General features: G+C 62.1%; 13 protein-coding genes. 8 read left to right on the top strand and 5 right to left on the bottom strand.

Going from position 1 to position 14,516, the window contains the following annotated elements; genetic code table 11:
• On the top strand, nt 1–1,002 hold the full coding sequence (locus B1781_RS00210; RefSeq protein WP_078117769.1) for an NAD(P)H-dependent glycerol-3-phosphate dehydrogenase: 1,002 nt from the start codon (nt 1–3) through the stop codon (nt 1,000–1,002).
• A 103-nt stretch (nt 1,003–1,105) separates the two neighbouring features.
• On the opposite strand, the gene B1781_RS00205 is transcribed toward B1781_RS00210, so the two are convergent.
• The 4 genes from B1781_RS00205 to B1781_RS00190 all read right to left on the bottom strand — a co-directional run bounded on the left by B1781_RS00205 (nt 1,106) and on the right by B1781_RS00190 (nt 5,212).
• The gene (locus B1781_RS00205) at nt 1,106–3,202 is read right to left on the bottom strand and encodes a vanadium-dependent haloperoxidase (RefSeq protein WP_078117768.1); all 2,097 of its coding nucleotides are present in this window, start codon (nt 3,200–3,202) and stop codon (nt 1,106–1,108) included.
• 385 nt (nt 3,203–3,587) lie between these two features.
• Nucleotides 3,588–3,875 carry an antibiotic biosynthesis monooxygenase family protein gene (locus B1781_RS00200; protein WP_078121853.1) on the bottom strand — a complete coding sequence of 96 codons (288 nt, stop codon included), beginning with the start codon at nt 3,873–3,875 and terminating at the stop codon, nt 3,588–3,590.
• Between the two features lie 157 nt (nt 3,876–4,032).
• Nucleotides 4,033–4,638 (bottom strand): nitroreductase family protein, encoded by a 606-nt coding sequence (locus B1781_RS00195; protein ID WP_078117767.1) that lies wholly within the window; start codon nt 4,636–4,638, stop codon nt 4,033–4,035.
• 22 nt (nt 4,639–4,660) lie between these two features.
• Nucleotides 4,661–5,212: a carboxymuconolactone decarboxylase family protein gene (locus B1781_RS00190; RefSeq protein ID WP_078117766.1), complete on the bottom strand. Its 552-nt coding sequence runs from the start codon at nt 5,210–5,212 to the stop codon at nt 4,661–4,663.
• A gap of 292 nt (nt 5,213–5,504) precedes the next feature.
• On the opposite strand from B1781_RS00190, the gene B1781_RS00185 reads away from it, so the two are divergent.
• The 7 genes from B1781_RS00185 (at nt 5,505) to B1781_RS00155 (ending at nt 12,341) form a co-directional block, all read left to right on the top strand.
• Entirely contained in the window at nt 5,505–5,924 is a 420-nt protein-coding gene (locus tag B1781_RS00185) for a heavy metal-responsive transcriptional regulator (protein ID WP_078121852.1), read from the top strand.
• Complete coding sequence (locus B1781_RS00180; protein ID WP_078117765.1) at nt 5,902–6,195, top strand: heavy-metal-associated domain-containing protein; 294 nt, start codon at nt 5,902–5,904, stop codon at nt 6,193–6,195. Before B1781_RS00185 ends, B1781_RS00180 begins: the two co-directional genes overlap by 23 nt.
• 80 nt (nt 6,196–6,275) lie before the next feature.
• A complete protein-coding gene (locus B1781_RS00175) occupies nt 6,276–6,674 on the top strand; it encodes a hypothetical protein (RefSeq protein WP_078117764.1) in 399 nt (132 codons plus the stop codon).
• Between the two features lie 82 nt (nt 6,675–6,756).
• A complete protein-coding gene (locus tag B1781_RS00170; protein WP_334223832.1) occupies nt 6,757–8,028 on the top strand; it encodes an efflux RND transporter periplasmic adaptor subunit in 1,272 nt (423 codons plus the stop codon).
• Nucleotides 8,029–8,038: 10 nt separating this feature from the next.
• The gene (locus B1781_RS00165) at nt 8,039–11,401 is read left to right on the top strand and encodes an efflux RND transporter permease subunit (RefSeq protein ID WP_078117763.1); all 3,363 of its coding nucleotides are present in this window, start codon (nt 8,039–8,041) and stop codon (nt 11,399–11,401) included.
• Entirely contained in the window at nt 11,398–11,961 is a 564-nt protein-coding gene (locus tag B1781_RS00160) for a DUF924 family protein (protein ID WP_078117762.1), read from the top strand. The genes B1781_RS00165 and B1781_RS00160 overlap by 4 nt, the downstream gene beginning before the upstream one ends.
• Nucleotides 11,962–12,002: 41 nt before the next feature.
• Nucleotides 12,003–12,341: a hypothetical protein gene (locus B1781_RS00155; RefSeq protein ID WP_078117761.1), complete on the top strand. Its 339-nt coding sequence runs from the start codon at nt 12,003–12,005 to the stop codon at nt 12,339–12,341.
• A gap of 150 nt (nt 12,342–12,491) precedes the next feature.
• Here B1781_RS00155 and B1781_RS00150 read toward each other — a convergent pair whose 3' ends face one another.
• Nucleotides 12,492–14,516 (bottom strand): putative bifunctional diguanylate cyclase/phosphodiesterase, encoded by a 2,025-nt coding sequence (locus tag B1781_RS00150; RefSeq protein ID WP_078117760.1) that lies wholly within the window; start codon nt 14,514–14,516, stop codon nt 12,492–12,494.

Genomic DNA, 14,516 nt, shown 5'->3' with positions numbered 1-14,516 from the left:
TTGAGCAGCGTCGACCCAAAACTGGCCGTCCTGGGCGCCGGCTCGTGGGGGACGGCTCTTGCCATCCAGCTGGCGCGCAATGGCTGCAAGGTCGCCTTGTGGGGTCACGACGCACAAGAAGTCGCGGCGTTGCGGCAAGACCGGGAAAACCGGCGCTACCTGCCGGGCATTGCGCTGCCCGAGTCGCTGCAGCCGAATGAAGACCTCACCGCCTGTATCGGTGAGGCCGAAGAGGTTCTGCTGGTTGTGCCCAGCCATGCCTTCGACGCGGTGTGCCGCCAGGTCGCCGCGATCCGCCCGGATATCCGCTCGCTGAGCTGGGCGACCAAGGGTTTCGACGACGCCAGCAACGAGCTGCTCAGCACCGTGGTCGAACGCCACCTGCCCGAGGCCGACATGGCGGTAGTATCCGGCCCGACATTCGCCGGCGAGGTCGCGCGCGGCCTGCCGACCGCGATTACGGTGGCCTCGAACCGGATGGAAAACGCCGAGCGGGTCGCCAGCTACCTGCACGGCGAAAACTTTCGCGCCTATACCAGCGACGACCTGATCGGCGTGCAGGTCGGCGGCGCCAGCAAGAATGTCATGGCGATCGCCGCCGGCATCTCGGATGGCCTGGGCTTCGGCGCCAATGCCCGCGCGGCCTTGATCACGCGCGGCCTGCACGAGATCACCCGACTGGGACTGGCGATGGGCGGCAAGCCCGAGACCTTCATGGGCCTGGCCGGGCTCGGTGACCTCGCACTGACCTGCACCGACAACCAATCGCGCAACCGGCGCATGGGCCTGGCACTGGCACGCGGCCTGGACATCGCAGCCGCGAGAAAGGAGATCGGCCAAGAGGTCGAAGGCGTCGGCACGGCACGCGAAGTGCGCAGCAAGGCCTCGTCACTGGCGGTCGAGATGCCGATCACCGAACAGACCTACCAGGTGCTGTACGAAGGCCTCGAACCGTCGGCTGCCGTACGCAATCTGCTCAGCCGCGAAGCCCGCTCCGAATAGACAAGCGCCCCTCGGGACCACGCCCCAGCACGCACAAAAAAACCCCCGTACCGGGCGATACGGGGGGTTTGCAATCGCTGCAAAAGGAAGTCTTGGCTAAGGTTTACAGGTCTTCCGACAGCTCCTCACCCGGCACATGTCGCAGCCACCAATCGTGTGGTGAGACCGGGTTGCCGTAGCGGTCCTGCACGACGAGCGCCGGACAGCTGCCGGCCTCGCCGTAGATGGTGATGTAGTCACCGTCGAACGACTTGAAGGTGGTCTCGACGGCTTCGCCGTACGTCGGCGCCTGTTCGAGCAGGATACCGACGGCGATCCGCTCGCCCATGCGCAACGAGTCGTAGTAGTCGGAGTAGTAGTGCACCCCGGCCATGTTGCGGCCGATCGAGATGTTCGCCGCCAGCTTGTCGAGCTCGCCCTGGATCGTCAGCTTGCCTTTGAACTTGCTGTCTTTGACCAGGCGCGAGCCATCGGCGTTGGGCACGTAGACGATCGGCTTGCCGTCCTTGTCGCACAGTCCGCGTTCGACGTGGCTGTCGCAGTCTTCGAACATCTCGAAGAACGCCTTGAGCATGGTGACGCAGCCGCCAGCCACCGTTGCATGGCCGGCACCGTAGGCCGGGTGCATCGGCGAGCCTTCCGGAAACGCCATCGGCAACAGCACATTGCAGTCCGCAAAATCGCCCGGGTCGACACCGTCGGGCGCACACGCCTTGCTTGTGCAGTCGAGGTTGCGCATCGCAGCCATGTTGTCGTTCTGATCCTTGTTGTGCTCGACGATCGCCTTGAGCAGGTCCGACGGAATCTCCTTGAACGTGTTCTCGAACGCCTGGGACGAACAACCAAGCTTGTCATGGACCTTGGAGCACACCAGGGCGAGACGCCCGGCGATGGTCTCTGGGCGCGCACGGCGGTGATAGTTGAACTTCTGCCGACGTACTGCCTTCAGGCAACGGGTCGCGACCTCGGTCACCAGCGACAGGATGTGCGGACCACCAAAGGTGGCGAAGGCATCGCGTCGCCCGGAGGGGCTCGGTTCCGGGAACCCCTTGGATGCCGGCACGCCCATCGCGAGCATCAGCAGGCAGGCGTTCAGATAGGCCTCGTAGAGCGCATCGAAATGCACATAGGTGGCAAGATCGCGCGGGGTCGTGATGAAGCGCCGGTTTTCCTCGAACAGGTCGGCGCCCTTCAGGTTCGCACCGTTCTGCACGTCGAGCCACGAACACCAATCGGTCATGTAGTCGAGACAGTTTTTATGCGACAAGGCGCGCTGGTCGATGATCAACGAGCCATAGGGGATGTAGCCGTCCTGCAGGTCGAACGGCGCATCGCGGCCCGGATAGCTGGCCGCGCCACCACCGGCACAGGCGAGCGACTTGGCACCGATCAGCATGAACTGCGACAGGTAGGGACCGACCAGCGCCCCCTTGGTCGAGCCGCGGAACGCGGTCTCCGGGGTCAGTGCACCATCGGCCGATTGGGTGCGCGCAAAACGCCGGTTGCGTTCGTAGCTGTTGAGGCCGGACTCGTCGACATTGTGCGGCGTCGACGAGGTACGGTCGGTGCCCGAGTAGAACGGCATGTCGTTGAGCAGGTCGACGAGTTGCGCCGCCGACAGCAACGACTTGGTCTGCTCATCACTCGATGTACACAGCTTTTCGTCGCCTCCCTGGCAGATCTCGGTGAACGGCACATCGCGCAGAATGGCCAGCGCATACACTTCGGCCATCTCGGCAGCGAGTTCACTTGAGCCGACGCGCGGCGCGGGTGCCATCCCGCAGGCGCCCGGATCGGAGCCCTCGAGTTCATACACGTGACCGCCGCGTGGGCTCTCCCAACCGCGCCAGGCGACATCCTGGTCACCGTGGCAGGTCGTCTTGGTGACGCAGCTATACGTGACACCACGCGTTTGCGCCGACTCGACGTGTTTTTCGAACAAGGTCGGATCGGGCGCGTTGATCGCCTCGACGAAGCAGCGGTAGTCCTCCGGGTGCTTCACCAGACCGCAGCCGTCATGCAGCAGGCCTTTGGTGAAGTTCGCCGGATATTGCGGTCCGTGGTCGGCCTCTTCGCGGTTGGCGTGAGTCAGCGCCTGTGGGCGCAGGCGTGAAATATCGGCCGCCAGGGCGCGCATATCGCGCGCGATGCGGGCACGTTCGGATCCCGCGGGATCCGGTTCGGAATAGGGCAATTTCATGGCAGTTTCCTTTCTGTTTAGATGCTTTGTTCTTCCTGGCCACGCCGACCCGGCACAAACGAGTCAATAAAACCGGAATGGCGTATGCCGCAGCTTCATCGCTGCTGTTAGTCGTTATCCAACTGCGCCCAACGCACCCGGCAATGTCGTTTTTTGCCGACGTAACAGGGGGTTGCGGGCTCAGTGAGACACAGTCTAGATGACGAAAATCGCCGGTTTTGGCGCTCGGTGACAACCTTACGAATGAATCAGATTCGTCTGACAAGGGGGTGAGACGAACCGGGCAATAGCCCGCTCGCGAGCCGGGGAATCGGTGGAATGAGGCGTTACGGGTTGGTCGCGAAACGGCACGGCTTTGGCATCGGGATGGCCGAATTGCGCGCCATCAAGGGTAACTGCGTTTGATCTCCACGACCTCGACCGAGTACTGGTTGTACCAGCGGCGGCGACCGCGGGCCTGGGCTTCGATGTGTTCCGGGTCGGCCTTCCATGCCGCGATATGCGCCTCGCTCGGCCAATAGGAGATTGCGATTTCCTGGTCGCCTTCGCTCAATGCGTGGAAGTCGAGACAGCCATATTTCTCGAACGCCAAGGCACGCAGACGCTCGGCGGTTTCGACGTAGTCTTCGTCCAGCTGCGCGACCTGCGCGCGAAAGATCACCGCGAATGTCATGGCCTTTCTCTGACAGGGGATGTAACCGGTCATCGCTGTTGAATGCGAGACCCTATGCATACGATAGTGCAAACTCCCACCCCACACCTTGCCCTGCAGCAGCCGTCCCTGGCTGCTTATCCTTCAATAATCTGACAAAGGCATCGACTGCAAGACGTCAGCCGAAGCGGTTCTCGACCATGACCTCGCTGAGCGCCAATTGCCCACCGCGCGGCCATGGATCTTTGATGCCCTTACCGATCGCTACCATGAACGCGATGCCGTGGTCATCGGGCAGATTGATGATCTCGGCGACGGCGGCGAAATCGAAGCCATCCATCGGACAGCTGTCGTAGCCCATTTCCAGCGCCGTCAGCATCAGTGTCTGGCCGACCAAGCCGCACGACCTCAGACCCTCATCACGCTCGACGCGCGACTTACCCTCGTAGTACTGGGCGATGGCCGGCACGATGAAGTCGCGCACCTCTTGCGGGGCCTCACGCCAGTAGCGTGCCGGGTCTTTCTTCCAGGCCTTCAGGTCAAAACACAGTACCAGCAGCTCGGAGGCGTCTTCGACCTGGGCCTGATCCCAGGCTACCGCGCGAATTGCCTTGCGTTGCGCCCGATCGGTCACGCGGACGAAACGCCAGTTCTGCAGATTGAACGCTGTCGGCGACAGCAGCGCCGCAGACATCAATCGCTGAAACACCTCTTCCGGCATCCGGTGCTCCGGGTCGAACCATTTGACCGACCGTCGTCGCTCGACGGCTTCGATGACTTCCATCGGGTTGTCTCCTTGCCTTGCGTCAGACGAAGGCCTCTTGCGTTTCCACATTGAATGTTTTCAGAACCAGATTAAACGCCCGGTTCGATGCCGCTTGCAAAACCGCGTCGAAAATCGCCCGGTCGGACCAACCGGCCTCGCGCGCCTGTTCGATCAGCTCGGATTTGTCGGCATCGGGTTGCTCGACTGCCGCCACGGCCAGTTTCAGCAACGGCAGTTCTTCTGCCGCGACCGGCGCCTTGGTGATATCCCCCCGCATCGCGCGCACGCTGTCGAGGTCTACGCCCATGCCGGCAAGAAAGGTCTCGTTGAGGTCGATGCAGAACTTGCAGTCGATGCGCTCTGACACCAGGTAGCGGATCGACGCGGTGAGTTTTCCTGAAAGCTCGGTTTCGCCGCGAAAGTAGCCGACGGTGCCGGCGAACAGTTCGAGCAAGGTCGGGCTGATGCCGTACAGGCGCATGCCGGCCGGGACGAAGCCAATCATCTCTTCGGCCATTTTGAAAACGGCATCGACACGATGTCGGTCGGCCGCAGGGGGTGTCGGGTCAAGTAGTGCTTGGGTTGTGATCATGGGTATCTCCTCGAAAAATTAAAGTTATCTGACCGGTCGGTTTAGCGATCGCACAACAAGACCCCGCAAAGCGCGTTTTTGTTTCGTTGGCCCGGGTAATGCTCGTCTCGCCTAATGGACGTCCCGACAGCGGATTGCTGATGACTATAGTTGACCGGTCGGTTTAGTCAAGCCTTTTGTTCGCACCCGAACTGCCAGACTCAATCGAAGGAAATGGCCCCTTGACTTGGAGTTAACTCCAGGTATTACTTTCTTCAACGAAACGAACGACGAGGCTTGCGACGGCGTGCAGATGACCATCAAGAAGGCCGGTGAGCGCACCGGTTTGTCGCCCGATACCCTGCGGTACTACGAGCGGATAGGCCTGCTCGACCAGGTCGCGCGCAACGCCGGTGGACAGCGCCGCTACTCGGCTGAAGACGTAGCCCGCCTGCGCTTCATCAAGCGTGCGCAAGCCATGGATTTCAGCCTCGACGAGATCGGGCAGTTGCTGCGCTTTCGCGAGCAGGAAGGTGACGTTCGCGCCGATGTGCGCGCGCTCACCGAGACCAAGTTGGCCGCGATCGAGGAACGTATCGAGACCTTGACGCGTCTGAGAGATGAACTCGCCGGGTTGGTCCGGCAATGCCATGCGAGCGAGCGGGATTGCCCGATCATCGCCAGCATGGACAACCAGAAGGAGTGCGACCATGAGCTACACGATTGCAGTTGAGAACATCAAGTGCGGCGGTTGTGCGAACAGTATCCGCAGCAAACTCGTCGATCAGGAACTGGCCCAGTCGGTCGAGGTCGACATCGAACAGGGTCAGGTACACGTCGAAGGCAATCCGGAATGGCGTGATCAGGTAGCCATGGCGCTCGCCAAGATGGGTTACCCCGAGGTCGGCTCGGTTGAAGGCATGAAAGCGGCGGCGGCGAAGGCCAAGTCGTTCGTCAGTTGCGCCATCGGGCGAATTGACAACGCCTCCCAAGGCAAAGGATAAAGTGCACTGAAACGAAAACGACGGCTGGCCGGTCTTTCTCTAGCCGGCCATCTGCCGTTCAAGGGGCACGACCCACGACAATGACACCGCATCGACGCAGCAACCAATCCGTTTCGAGCATCGGCTTTCGCCTGTTGCTCGCATTGGTGCTCGTGCTGAGCCCGATGTGGTCGTTGGCGCAGATGCCGCCGGCCACGATCGGCGCCGCAAATGCCACGGTCGACATGCCGTGTCATGGCGGTGCGAACAAGAGCGACCAGCAGGCCAAGAACAGCGTCCCCTGTCCACATTGCGACGGCGGCGGCGCGGCGGCGCAGTGCCAGTGCTGCCACTACGCGGCGCCGGCAGGCGCACCGGTCAGCATGATCGCGGCCGACATCGCCACCTACCTCGCCGAAGTCAGCGCCGAACCGGTTCCCGACTCGCTGCCGGACTCGCCCCGCAACCGCCTTTATCGTCCTCCCATAGTCGCTATCTGATTGCCAACGATTACCAACGGCAACCCGCCGTTGATCTTTGGACACCCAGCGCAAAAGCCGCTGGAAATTATGGATTGCGAAAGTGAATACTTACCCCTATCGCCTGCGAAGCATCTTGATCGTGCTGCTTACCGCACTGCTCGTCGCCTGTTCAGAACCGCCAGTCGAACCGAGCGAATCGATGGCCGAGGCCAGCAAAGACACGGCACTGGAACACGCGCAGAAACATCTCGACCCGAAGTATGTCTGCCCGATGCACCCGCAGATCGTGCGCGACGAACCCGGCTCATGCCCGATCTGCGGCATGGACCTGGTGGCGAAGATGATCGACGCACAGGCCGGCAAACGCCCCACAGTCGAGATCAGCAATGCGGTGATCAACAGCATGGGGGTGCGCACTGCGCCGGCGCGTAACGACACCCTGTGGAAATACATCGAGACGGTCGGGCGCATCGAATACGACGAGACGCGCCTGGCCCACGTGCACCCGCGAGCCGAGGGCTGGATGGAACAGCTCAGTCTGCGCGCCGAGGGTGAACCGGTGAAACGCGGCCAGGTGCTCGGCCGTCTGTATTCACCCGAGATCCTCTCGGCCCAGGTCGACTTCCTGATCGCGCTCGATCAGCAGGCCGGCTCGGTGCGGATCGAGAAGGCGCGCAACCGCTTACGCCTGCTGGGCGTGACCGAAGGCACCATCTCGACGATCCAAAACAGCCGCAAATCGCTCAACACGGTGCCGCTGGTGGCCAACGCCTCGGGCGTCGTCACCAAGCTCGGTGCGCGCGAAGGCATGTACGTGACCCCCAACATGGAGGTTGTGACCATCGCCGATCTGGGCAAGATCTGGGTGCTGGTCGACATCTACGAACACCAGATCGACTGGCTGGCCGCAGGTGTGACCGCCGAGATCAAGGTGCCCGCCTACCCGGGCCGAACCTGGGAGGGCAAGGTCGAGTACATCTACCCCGAGCTCGATCCCAAATCGCGCACGCTCAAGGTGCGACTCGCATTCGACAACCCCGATGGCCTGCTGAAGGCCAACATGTTCGCCGATGTCGTGATCTACGGTGGGCCGAAGCGTGACACGCTGTCGGTCCCGGCCGAGGCCGTGATCACCACCGGCAAGCGCGATACGGTCGTGATGGCCTTGGGCGAAGGACGCTTCCAACCGGTCGACGTGGTAACCGGTATGCGCACCGACGACAAGGTCGAGATCCTCAGCGGCATCAAGGCCGGCGACGAGGTGGTGGTGTCCGGGCAGTTCCTGATCGATTCGGAATCGAGCCTGCAGGCGAGCTTCCTGCGCATGGACGATACCGGCAGCGCCGGTAGCGCTTCACACGGCAGCCACTGAGGATCGGACCATGTTGACGAAGCTGATCGCCTGGTCGATCAACAATCGCTTTCTGGTGCTGCTCGCGGCGCTGGTGATCACCGGCTGGGGCTGGGTGGCGCTGCACAAGACACCACTGGATGCGATCCCCGACCTGTCCGACGTGCAGGTCATCATCAAGACCAGCTACCCCGGGCAGGCACCGCGCGTGGTCGAAGAACAGGTCACCTACCCGATCACGACCACCATGCTGTCGGTGCCGGGGGCGCAGGTGGTGCGCGGTTACTCGTTCTTCGGCGACTCGTATGTCTACGTGATCTTCGAAGACGGCACGGATCTCTATTGGGCGCGCGCGCGTGTGCTCGAGTACCTGAACCAGGCCGCCGCCGATCTGCCGGACGGCGTACAGCCGCGACTCGGGCCAGACGCCACCGGTGTCGGCTGGGTATACAACTATGTGCTGGTCGATCGCAGCGGCAAGCACGATCTGGCCGAACTGCGCAGCCTGCAGGACTGGTTCCTGAAGTACGAGTTACAGACGGTGCCCGGCGTGTCCGAGGTGGCGACCGTCGGCGGCATGGTGCGGCAGTACCAGGTCGTGGTCGACCCGGAAAAGCTGCGCGCCTTCGGCATCTCGCTGGCCCGGGTTTCTGCCGCGATCAAAGCGGCCAATCAGGAGGTCGGCGGGTCTGTGCTCGAGCTGGCCGAGGCCGAGTACATGGTGCGCACGCGCGGCTACCTGAGCGGACTCAAAGACCTCGAACACATCCCGATCACGGTCACCGAGATGGGTACGCCGGTGCTGCTGCGCGATATCGCCACGGTACAGATCGGCCCGGAGATGCGCCGCGTGGTCGCCGACCTCGACGGCGAAGGCGAAGTGACCGGCGGCATCGTCGTGATGCGCTACGGCGAGAACGCGCTGACGACCATCAAACGCGTCAAGGCCAAGCTCGAAACACTGCGCCAGGGGCTGCCCGAAGGCGTCGAGATCATCGAGACCTACGACCGCTCGGCACTGATCGAGCGCGCCGTGAACAACCTCGAAGACAAGCTGGTCGAGGAGTTCATCGTGGTCGCGCTGGTGTGCCTGGTGTTCCTGTTCCACCTGCGCTCGGCATTCGTCGCGATCGTAACCCTACCGCTCGGCATCCTGGCCTCGTTCATTGTCATGCAGCAACAGGGCATCAACGCGAACATCATGTCGCTCGGCGGCATTGCGATTGCCATCGGCGCAATGGTGGATGCGGCGATCGTGATGATCGAGAACGCGCATAAGCATCTCGAGCGCTATCGCCACAACTATGGGCATGATGCTGAAGGTGCCGAGCACTGGGCGGTGATCACGCACGCTGCAGCCGAGGTCGGCCCTGCCCTGTTCTTCTCGCTGCTGATCATCACGCTGAGCTTTCTGCCGGTGTTCACGCTCGAGGCACAGGAGGGTCGTCTGTTCGCGCCGCTGGCCTTTACCAAGACCTATGCGATGGCCGCAGCGGCCGGCCTGGCCGTCACGCTGGTGCCGGTGCTGATGGGCTACTTCATTCGCGGCAAGATCCCGGCCGAAAACAAGAACCCGCTCAACGTATTTCTGATCTGGCTGTACAAGCCGCTGCTGACGGCCGTCATGCGACTGCCCAAGCTGACTCTGTTGGTCGCTTTTCTGGCGATCGTCAGCCTGGTGATTCCGATCGCCGGTCTCGGCGGCTTTTTCGAGCCGGCCAAGTGGCCGTTCCAGCTGGTCGAGATGGCGACCGGCAAGCCGCAGTCCGCCCCCGCTGAAATCGAACAGGCCAAACAGGATTTCGTTCGTGACTGGCGCAAGAGCTTTCGCGACACGCCCTGGCTGGCGCGCTTTGCCGACGGCCTGGGTTCGGAGTTCATGCCCGAGCTCGACGAAGGCGACCTGATGTACATGCCGACCACCCTGCCCGGCCTGTCGATCGGCAAAGCGCAGGAGTTGTTGCAACAGACCGACCGGCTGATCAAGAAGGTGCCCGAGGTCAAGCAGGTGTTCGGCAAGATCGGCCGCGCCGATACCGCGACCGACCCGGCACCGTTGACCATGATCGAGACGGTCATCCAGCTCAAACCGCGCGATCAGTGGCGGCCCGGCATGACGACCAAGAAGCTGATCGACGAACTGGACGCGGCTGTGCAATACCCCGGCGTCACCAACGCCTGGGTCATGCCGATCAAGACGCGTATCGACATGCTGGCGACCGGCATCAAGACCCCGGTCGGCATCAAGGTGGCCGGACCGGATCTAGCCGAGATCGAGCGTATCGGACGCGAGATCGAGAAGGTGGTGATGCAGGTCGAGGGCACCACGTCGGCCTACTCCGAGCGCGTGGCCGGCGGGCGTTACATCGATATCGTGCCCGACCGCGTCACTGCCGCGCGCTACGGTCTGAACATCGATGACATCAACCAGGTGATCGCCGCGGCGGTCGGCGGTATCAACATCACGCAAACGGTCGAAGGGCTTGAGCGTTACCCGGTCAATCTGCGCTTCCCGCGCGAGCGCCGCGATGACCTGGAGAAACTGCGTAACCTGCCACTGGTCACGCCGACCGGCGCGCAGGTTCCGTTGGCGCAGGTCGCCGAGGTCAAGATCATCGACGGCCCTCCGATGCTCAAGAGCGAGAATGGCCGGCTCAACGGCTGGACCTTCGTCGACATCCGCGACGTCGATCTCGGCGGCTACGTCGCACGCGCCCAGCAGGCGGTACGCGAGCAGGTCGAGTTGCCGGCCGGCTATTCGATCACCTGGTCGGGCCAGTACGAGTACATGCTGCGCGCCAACGAGCGCTTGTCGCAAGTGGTGCCGCTGACCCTGGTGATCATCTTCGTGTTGCTGTATCTGACGTTCCGCCATGCCGGTCAGGCACTGATGGTCATGGCCTCGCTGCCGTTCGCCTTGGTCGGCGGCTTCTGGCTGATCTTCCTGCTCGACTTTCACCTGTCGGTTGCGGTCGGCGTCGGCTTTATCGCGCTGGCGGGCGTTGCCGCTGAGTTCGGCGTGGTGATGTTGGTCTATCTCGACAACGCGCTACGCGACCATCAACGGCAAGGCGAACTCACGCCGGCCAGCCTGCGCGCCGCGATCATGGAAGGCGCCGTACTGCGCGTGCGGCCGAAGGCGATGACGGTAGCGGTGATCGTCGCCGGCCTGCTGCCGATCTTTCTCGGTACCGGCACGGGTTCGGAAGTGATGAGCCGCATCGCTGCACCGATGATCGGCGGCATGATCACCGCACCTTTGCTGTCGCTGTTCGTGATCCCCGTGATCTACCTGTTGTGGAAGGGCCGCGGCCTGCGACAACCTGAAGAACCCGACCCGGAACCAACCGAGACCTTGCCCGAGTCGGATGAGCCAGACGAGAAACCGGCATGAGTTCGCTCGATCAAGGAATCGAGGCGAATGACGTTATCGATTTTTGGTTTGCGCCGACCATACGCAAGGCCTGGTTCCGCTCGACGCCCGAAATCGATCAAGAGATACGGCAACGTTTCGAACAGATCTGGCAAGCGGCCGGTCAGGGCCGGTGCAGCGATTGGTTGAATGATGCAAATGGCTGTCTGGCATTCGTCATCGTGTGTGACCAGTTTCCGCTCAACATGTACCGCGGTACCGCCAAGTCGTTCTCGACCGAAACGCTCGCGGTGGCCGCCAGCCGGCGCGCGGTGGATACCGGCCTCGATCAGGCATTGCCCGACGAGCACAAGGCCTTCCTGTACATGCCGCTGATGCACAGCGAGCGCATCGAGCATCAGCAGCGTGCAGTGGAACTGTTCGATGCCGCCGGGTTAAGCGACAACTTGCGGTTCGCCAAACACCATCGCGAACTCATCGAACGCTTCGGGCGCTTTCCGCACCGCAATGCGATACTCGGTCGGCGCAGCACGCCGGAAGAGCGGGCCTATCTTCAATCCAAAGAGGCGTTCACCGGCTGATATGTTCTTTAACCGTTACACCATCGATTGAATTCAGTCGCATGCCTGAGATCACACTGACAGACGAACGCTTCACCGTTGATCCGGAACAAGTGGCAACTCAGCTACCCGCCGTATTGCAGATGCTGCGCGATCAACTACCGCTGCAGCCCATGTGCAATCAGGGTGGCTTCGCGGATGCCGAACATCTCACGCTGAGCGTCTTGTCGGTCGAACACCAAGGCGATAGTAGCCGCGCGAGGGTCAGCGTGTTTTTCGAAGAGGTCGCCGGCGGATGCAATTGCCACGACGATCCGCACCGCGCCAATGTTCACGGCCTGTTGCAGGTCAGCGTCGACCGCAGCCGTGGCAGCGCAGTTGTAGACATCATCGACGATTAGCCGAAAGGTGCAACCAAGGCGAAACGATCACTCGATCGGTTCGAGCGACACCACTTTGCCGGCCTCATAACGTTCGGCATGGGTGAACACGCGTTGCTTGTCTCGGTAGTCTCGCCGGCCGTGAAACTCACCGTCGACCATGAAGATAGATCAGGCGGAGTCGGCCGCAAGTCGGTCGATAGCGAAGGGCTGCAACGGCGGCGCGACGCTGCGCGGCATCCGGTAGAGGTTCGATGCCTGATTGAAGAAATCGGTCTGCGTCATCGGTCGACTGAAGTGATAACCCTGCAGATATCGGCAACCATGCGCCAACAACCAGTTGAGCTGTTCTTCGGTCTCGACACCCTCGGCGATGATGTCAAAACCCAGGCGGTTGCCTATCGTCAGAATCGCTTCGACCAGTGCGCCATCACGCTCGCCATGCGTCAGGTCATCGATAAACGATTTGTCGATCTTGATGACGTTCACAGGCAAATGCTTCAGGTACGACAGCGATGAGAACCCGGTACCGAAGTCGTCCAACGCGATCTTGACCCCAATCTGCGCGAGCGCACCGAGCAGGCACTCCGCGCGCTTCGAGTCTTCGATCAAGGCGCTCTCGGTCATCTCGAGGTCGAGCACATCCGACGGCAGGCCGGTGTCGCGCAACGCGGACTGCACCTGGTCGACGAAGCCCGGCTGCATCAACTGGTGGGCGGACACGTTCACATGCATGGTGATGTCATAGCCCGCCATTTCGCGCCATACCGCGGCGGTCTTCAGCGCTTCGCGCAACACCCATTCACCGATCGGATTGATCAGACCACTGTGTTCCGCCACGTCGATGAACTGGCCCGGCGCAAGCAACCCGCGCGTCGGGTGATTCCAACGCAACAGCGCCTCCGCCGAACTCACGCGGCCGGACTTGGCATCGACGATCGGCTGGTAGTAGACCTCCAACTGACTGCGCTCGAGCGCCTGGCGCAGGTCATCGCGCAACTCCAGCTGCTCGCCGACCTGCTGCGACATGGTCGCATCGTAGAAGGCGTAGTTGTTCGGACCCATCGCCTTGGCCGCGTACATCGCGGTGTCGGCGTGCTTGAGTAGGGTGTGAACGTCCTGGCCGTCGCGCGGATAAACGACGACACCGCAGCTCCAGGTCACATAGGTTTCGTATTCACTGATGGTGTAGTAGCGACCGACGCACGAGAACAACCGCTCGATAAAGCGTCCGATATCCGAACCTTCACCGTGCACATAGTCTTCGATCAACACGACGAACTCGTCGCCCCCCAAACGGGCCACCGTATCGCTGGCGCGCACCGCCAGGCGCATCGCGTCGGCCACCTGGGTGAGCAGGTAGTCGCCATACTCATGGCCATAGGTGTCGTTGATCGCCTTGAACGCGTCCAGATCGATGAACGCCACGGCCACTTCGCTATCGTTGCGCTTGGCGCGGGCCAGCGATTGTTCCATACGCGTATGCAGGTAGGCGCGGTTGGGCAGCCCGGTGAGCACATCGTGGGTCGCCATATACTCGGCGTGTTCTTTCTGTTGCTGCAGTTCGATGTTGGCGCGCGCCAACCGCTCGATCATAACGACGAAAAATTTCGGCATCAGCACCAAGCCACCCATCAAACCCGTGTAGGCGAGTGGCTCGGCCGCGAGGTAGCCGTTGTAAACAGCCGCACCGGTGAACCCGAGCAGGCCGACCAAGGTCGCGATCTGCATGTGATGCTGGCCGTAACGCAGGCCGTTGCCGATCATCACCCACAGAAACAGCGGGTAGAAGGCGATTCCGGTGGTACCGAAGTAAGCGGTCAACAGCGTGGCAACGGAAAGGTCGGCGACGATCGCGACGTAACGTCGCCACAGGTGGGTAGCCTTGTGGCGGGCGATGTACGACAGGTAGAAGATGCTGGCGAGCATGTACGACAACGCCAACATCACCGGCAGGTTGTCGGCTCCATCGAAAGCGCGAACGATAGCCAGCATGGCACTGCCCAGGATGCTGAGTGCGACACGCGCAACGGCCTGGCCCTGCTCCTGGTTGATATCCCCGCCGGAGCCGAAAAAGATCAGCCGCCAAAGCGATACGTCGCCGTCAGGCTTGGCCTGGGCCGGGCTTTGCGGCGTTGGCAGCAGGAGGTCGGCCGCTCGGGGTTGTTGTTGTACCTGACCGTCGTTGCGGGACAT

This window comes from Thiosocius teredinicola, assembly GCF_002009425.1.
Taxonomy (GTDB): Bacteria; Pseudomonadota; Gammaproteobacteria; order Chromatiales; family Chromatiaceae; genus Thiosocius; species Thiosocius teredinicola.
This window is presented reverse-complemented; position numbering and strand designations above follow the sequence as displayed.

Coding starts and splice junctions, on each gene's coding strand:
- B1781_RS00205 (WP_078117768.1), bottom strand. CDS start 3,202: ATGAAATTGCCCTATTCCGAACCGGATCCCGCGGGATCCGAACGTGCC.
- B1781_RS00200 (WP_078121853.1), bottom strand. CDS start 3,875: ATGACATTCGCGGTGATCTTTCGCGCGCAGGTCGCGCAGCTGGACGAA.
- B1781_RS00195 (WP_078117767.1), bottom strand. CDS start 4,638: ATGGAAGTCATCGAAGCCGTCGAGCGACGACGGTCGGTCAAATGGTTC.
- B1781_RS00190 (WP_078117766.1), bottom strand. CDS start 5,212: ATGATCACAACCCAAGCACTACTTGACCCGACACCCCCTGCGGCCGAC.
- B1781_RS00185 (WP_078121852.1), top strand. CDS start 5,505: ATGACCATCAAGAAGGCCGGTGAGCGCACCGGTTTGTCGCCCGATACC.
- B1781_RS00180 (WP_078117765.1), top strand. CDS start 5,902: ATGAGCTACACGATTGCAGTTGAGAACATCAAGTGCGGCGGTTGTGCG.
- B1781_RS00175 (WP_078117764.1), top strand. CDS start 6,276: ATGACACCGCATCGACGCAGCAACCAATCCGTTTCGAGCATCGGCTTT.
- B1781_RS00165 (WP_078117763.1), top strand. CDS start 8,039: ATGTTGACGAAGCTGATCGCCTGGTCGATCAACAATCGCTTTCTGGTG.
- B1781_RS00160 (WP_078117762.1), top strand. CDS start 11,398: ATGAGTTCGCTCGATCAAGGAATCGAGGCGAATGACGTTATCGATTTT.
- B1781_RS00155 (WP_078117761.1), top strand. CDS start 12,003: ATGCCTGAGATCACACTGACAGACGAACGCTTCACCGTTGATCCGGAA.
- B1781_RS00150 (WP_078117760.1), bottom strand. CDS start 14,516: ATGTCCCGCAACGACGGTCAGGTACAACAACAACCCCGAGCGGCCGAC.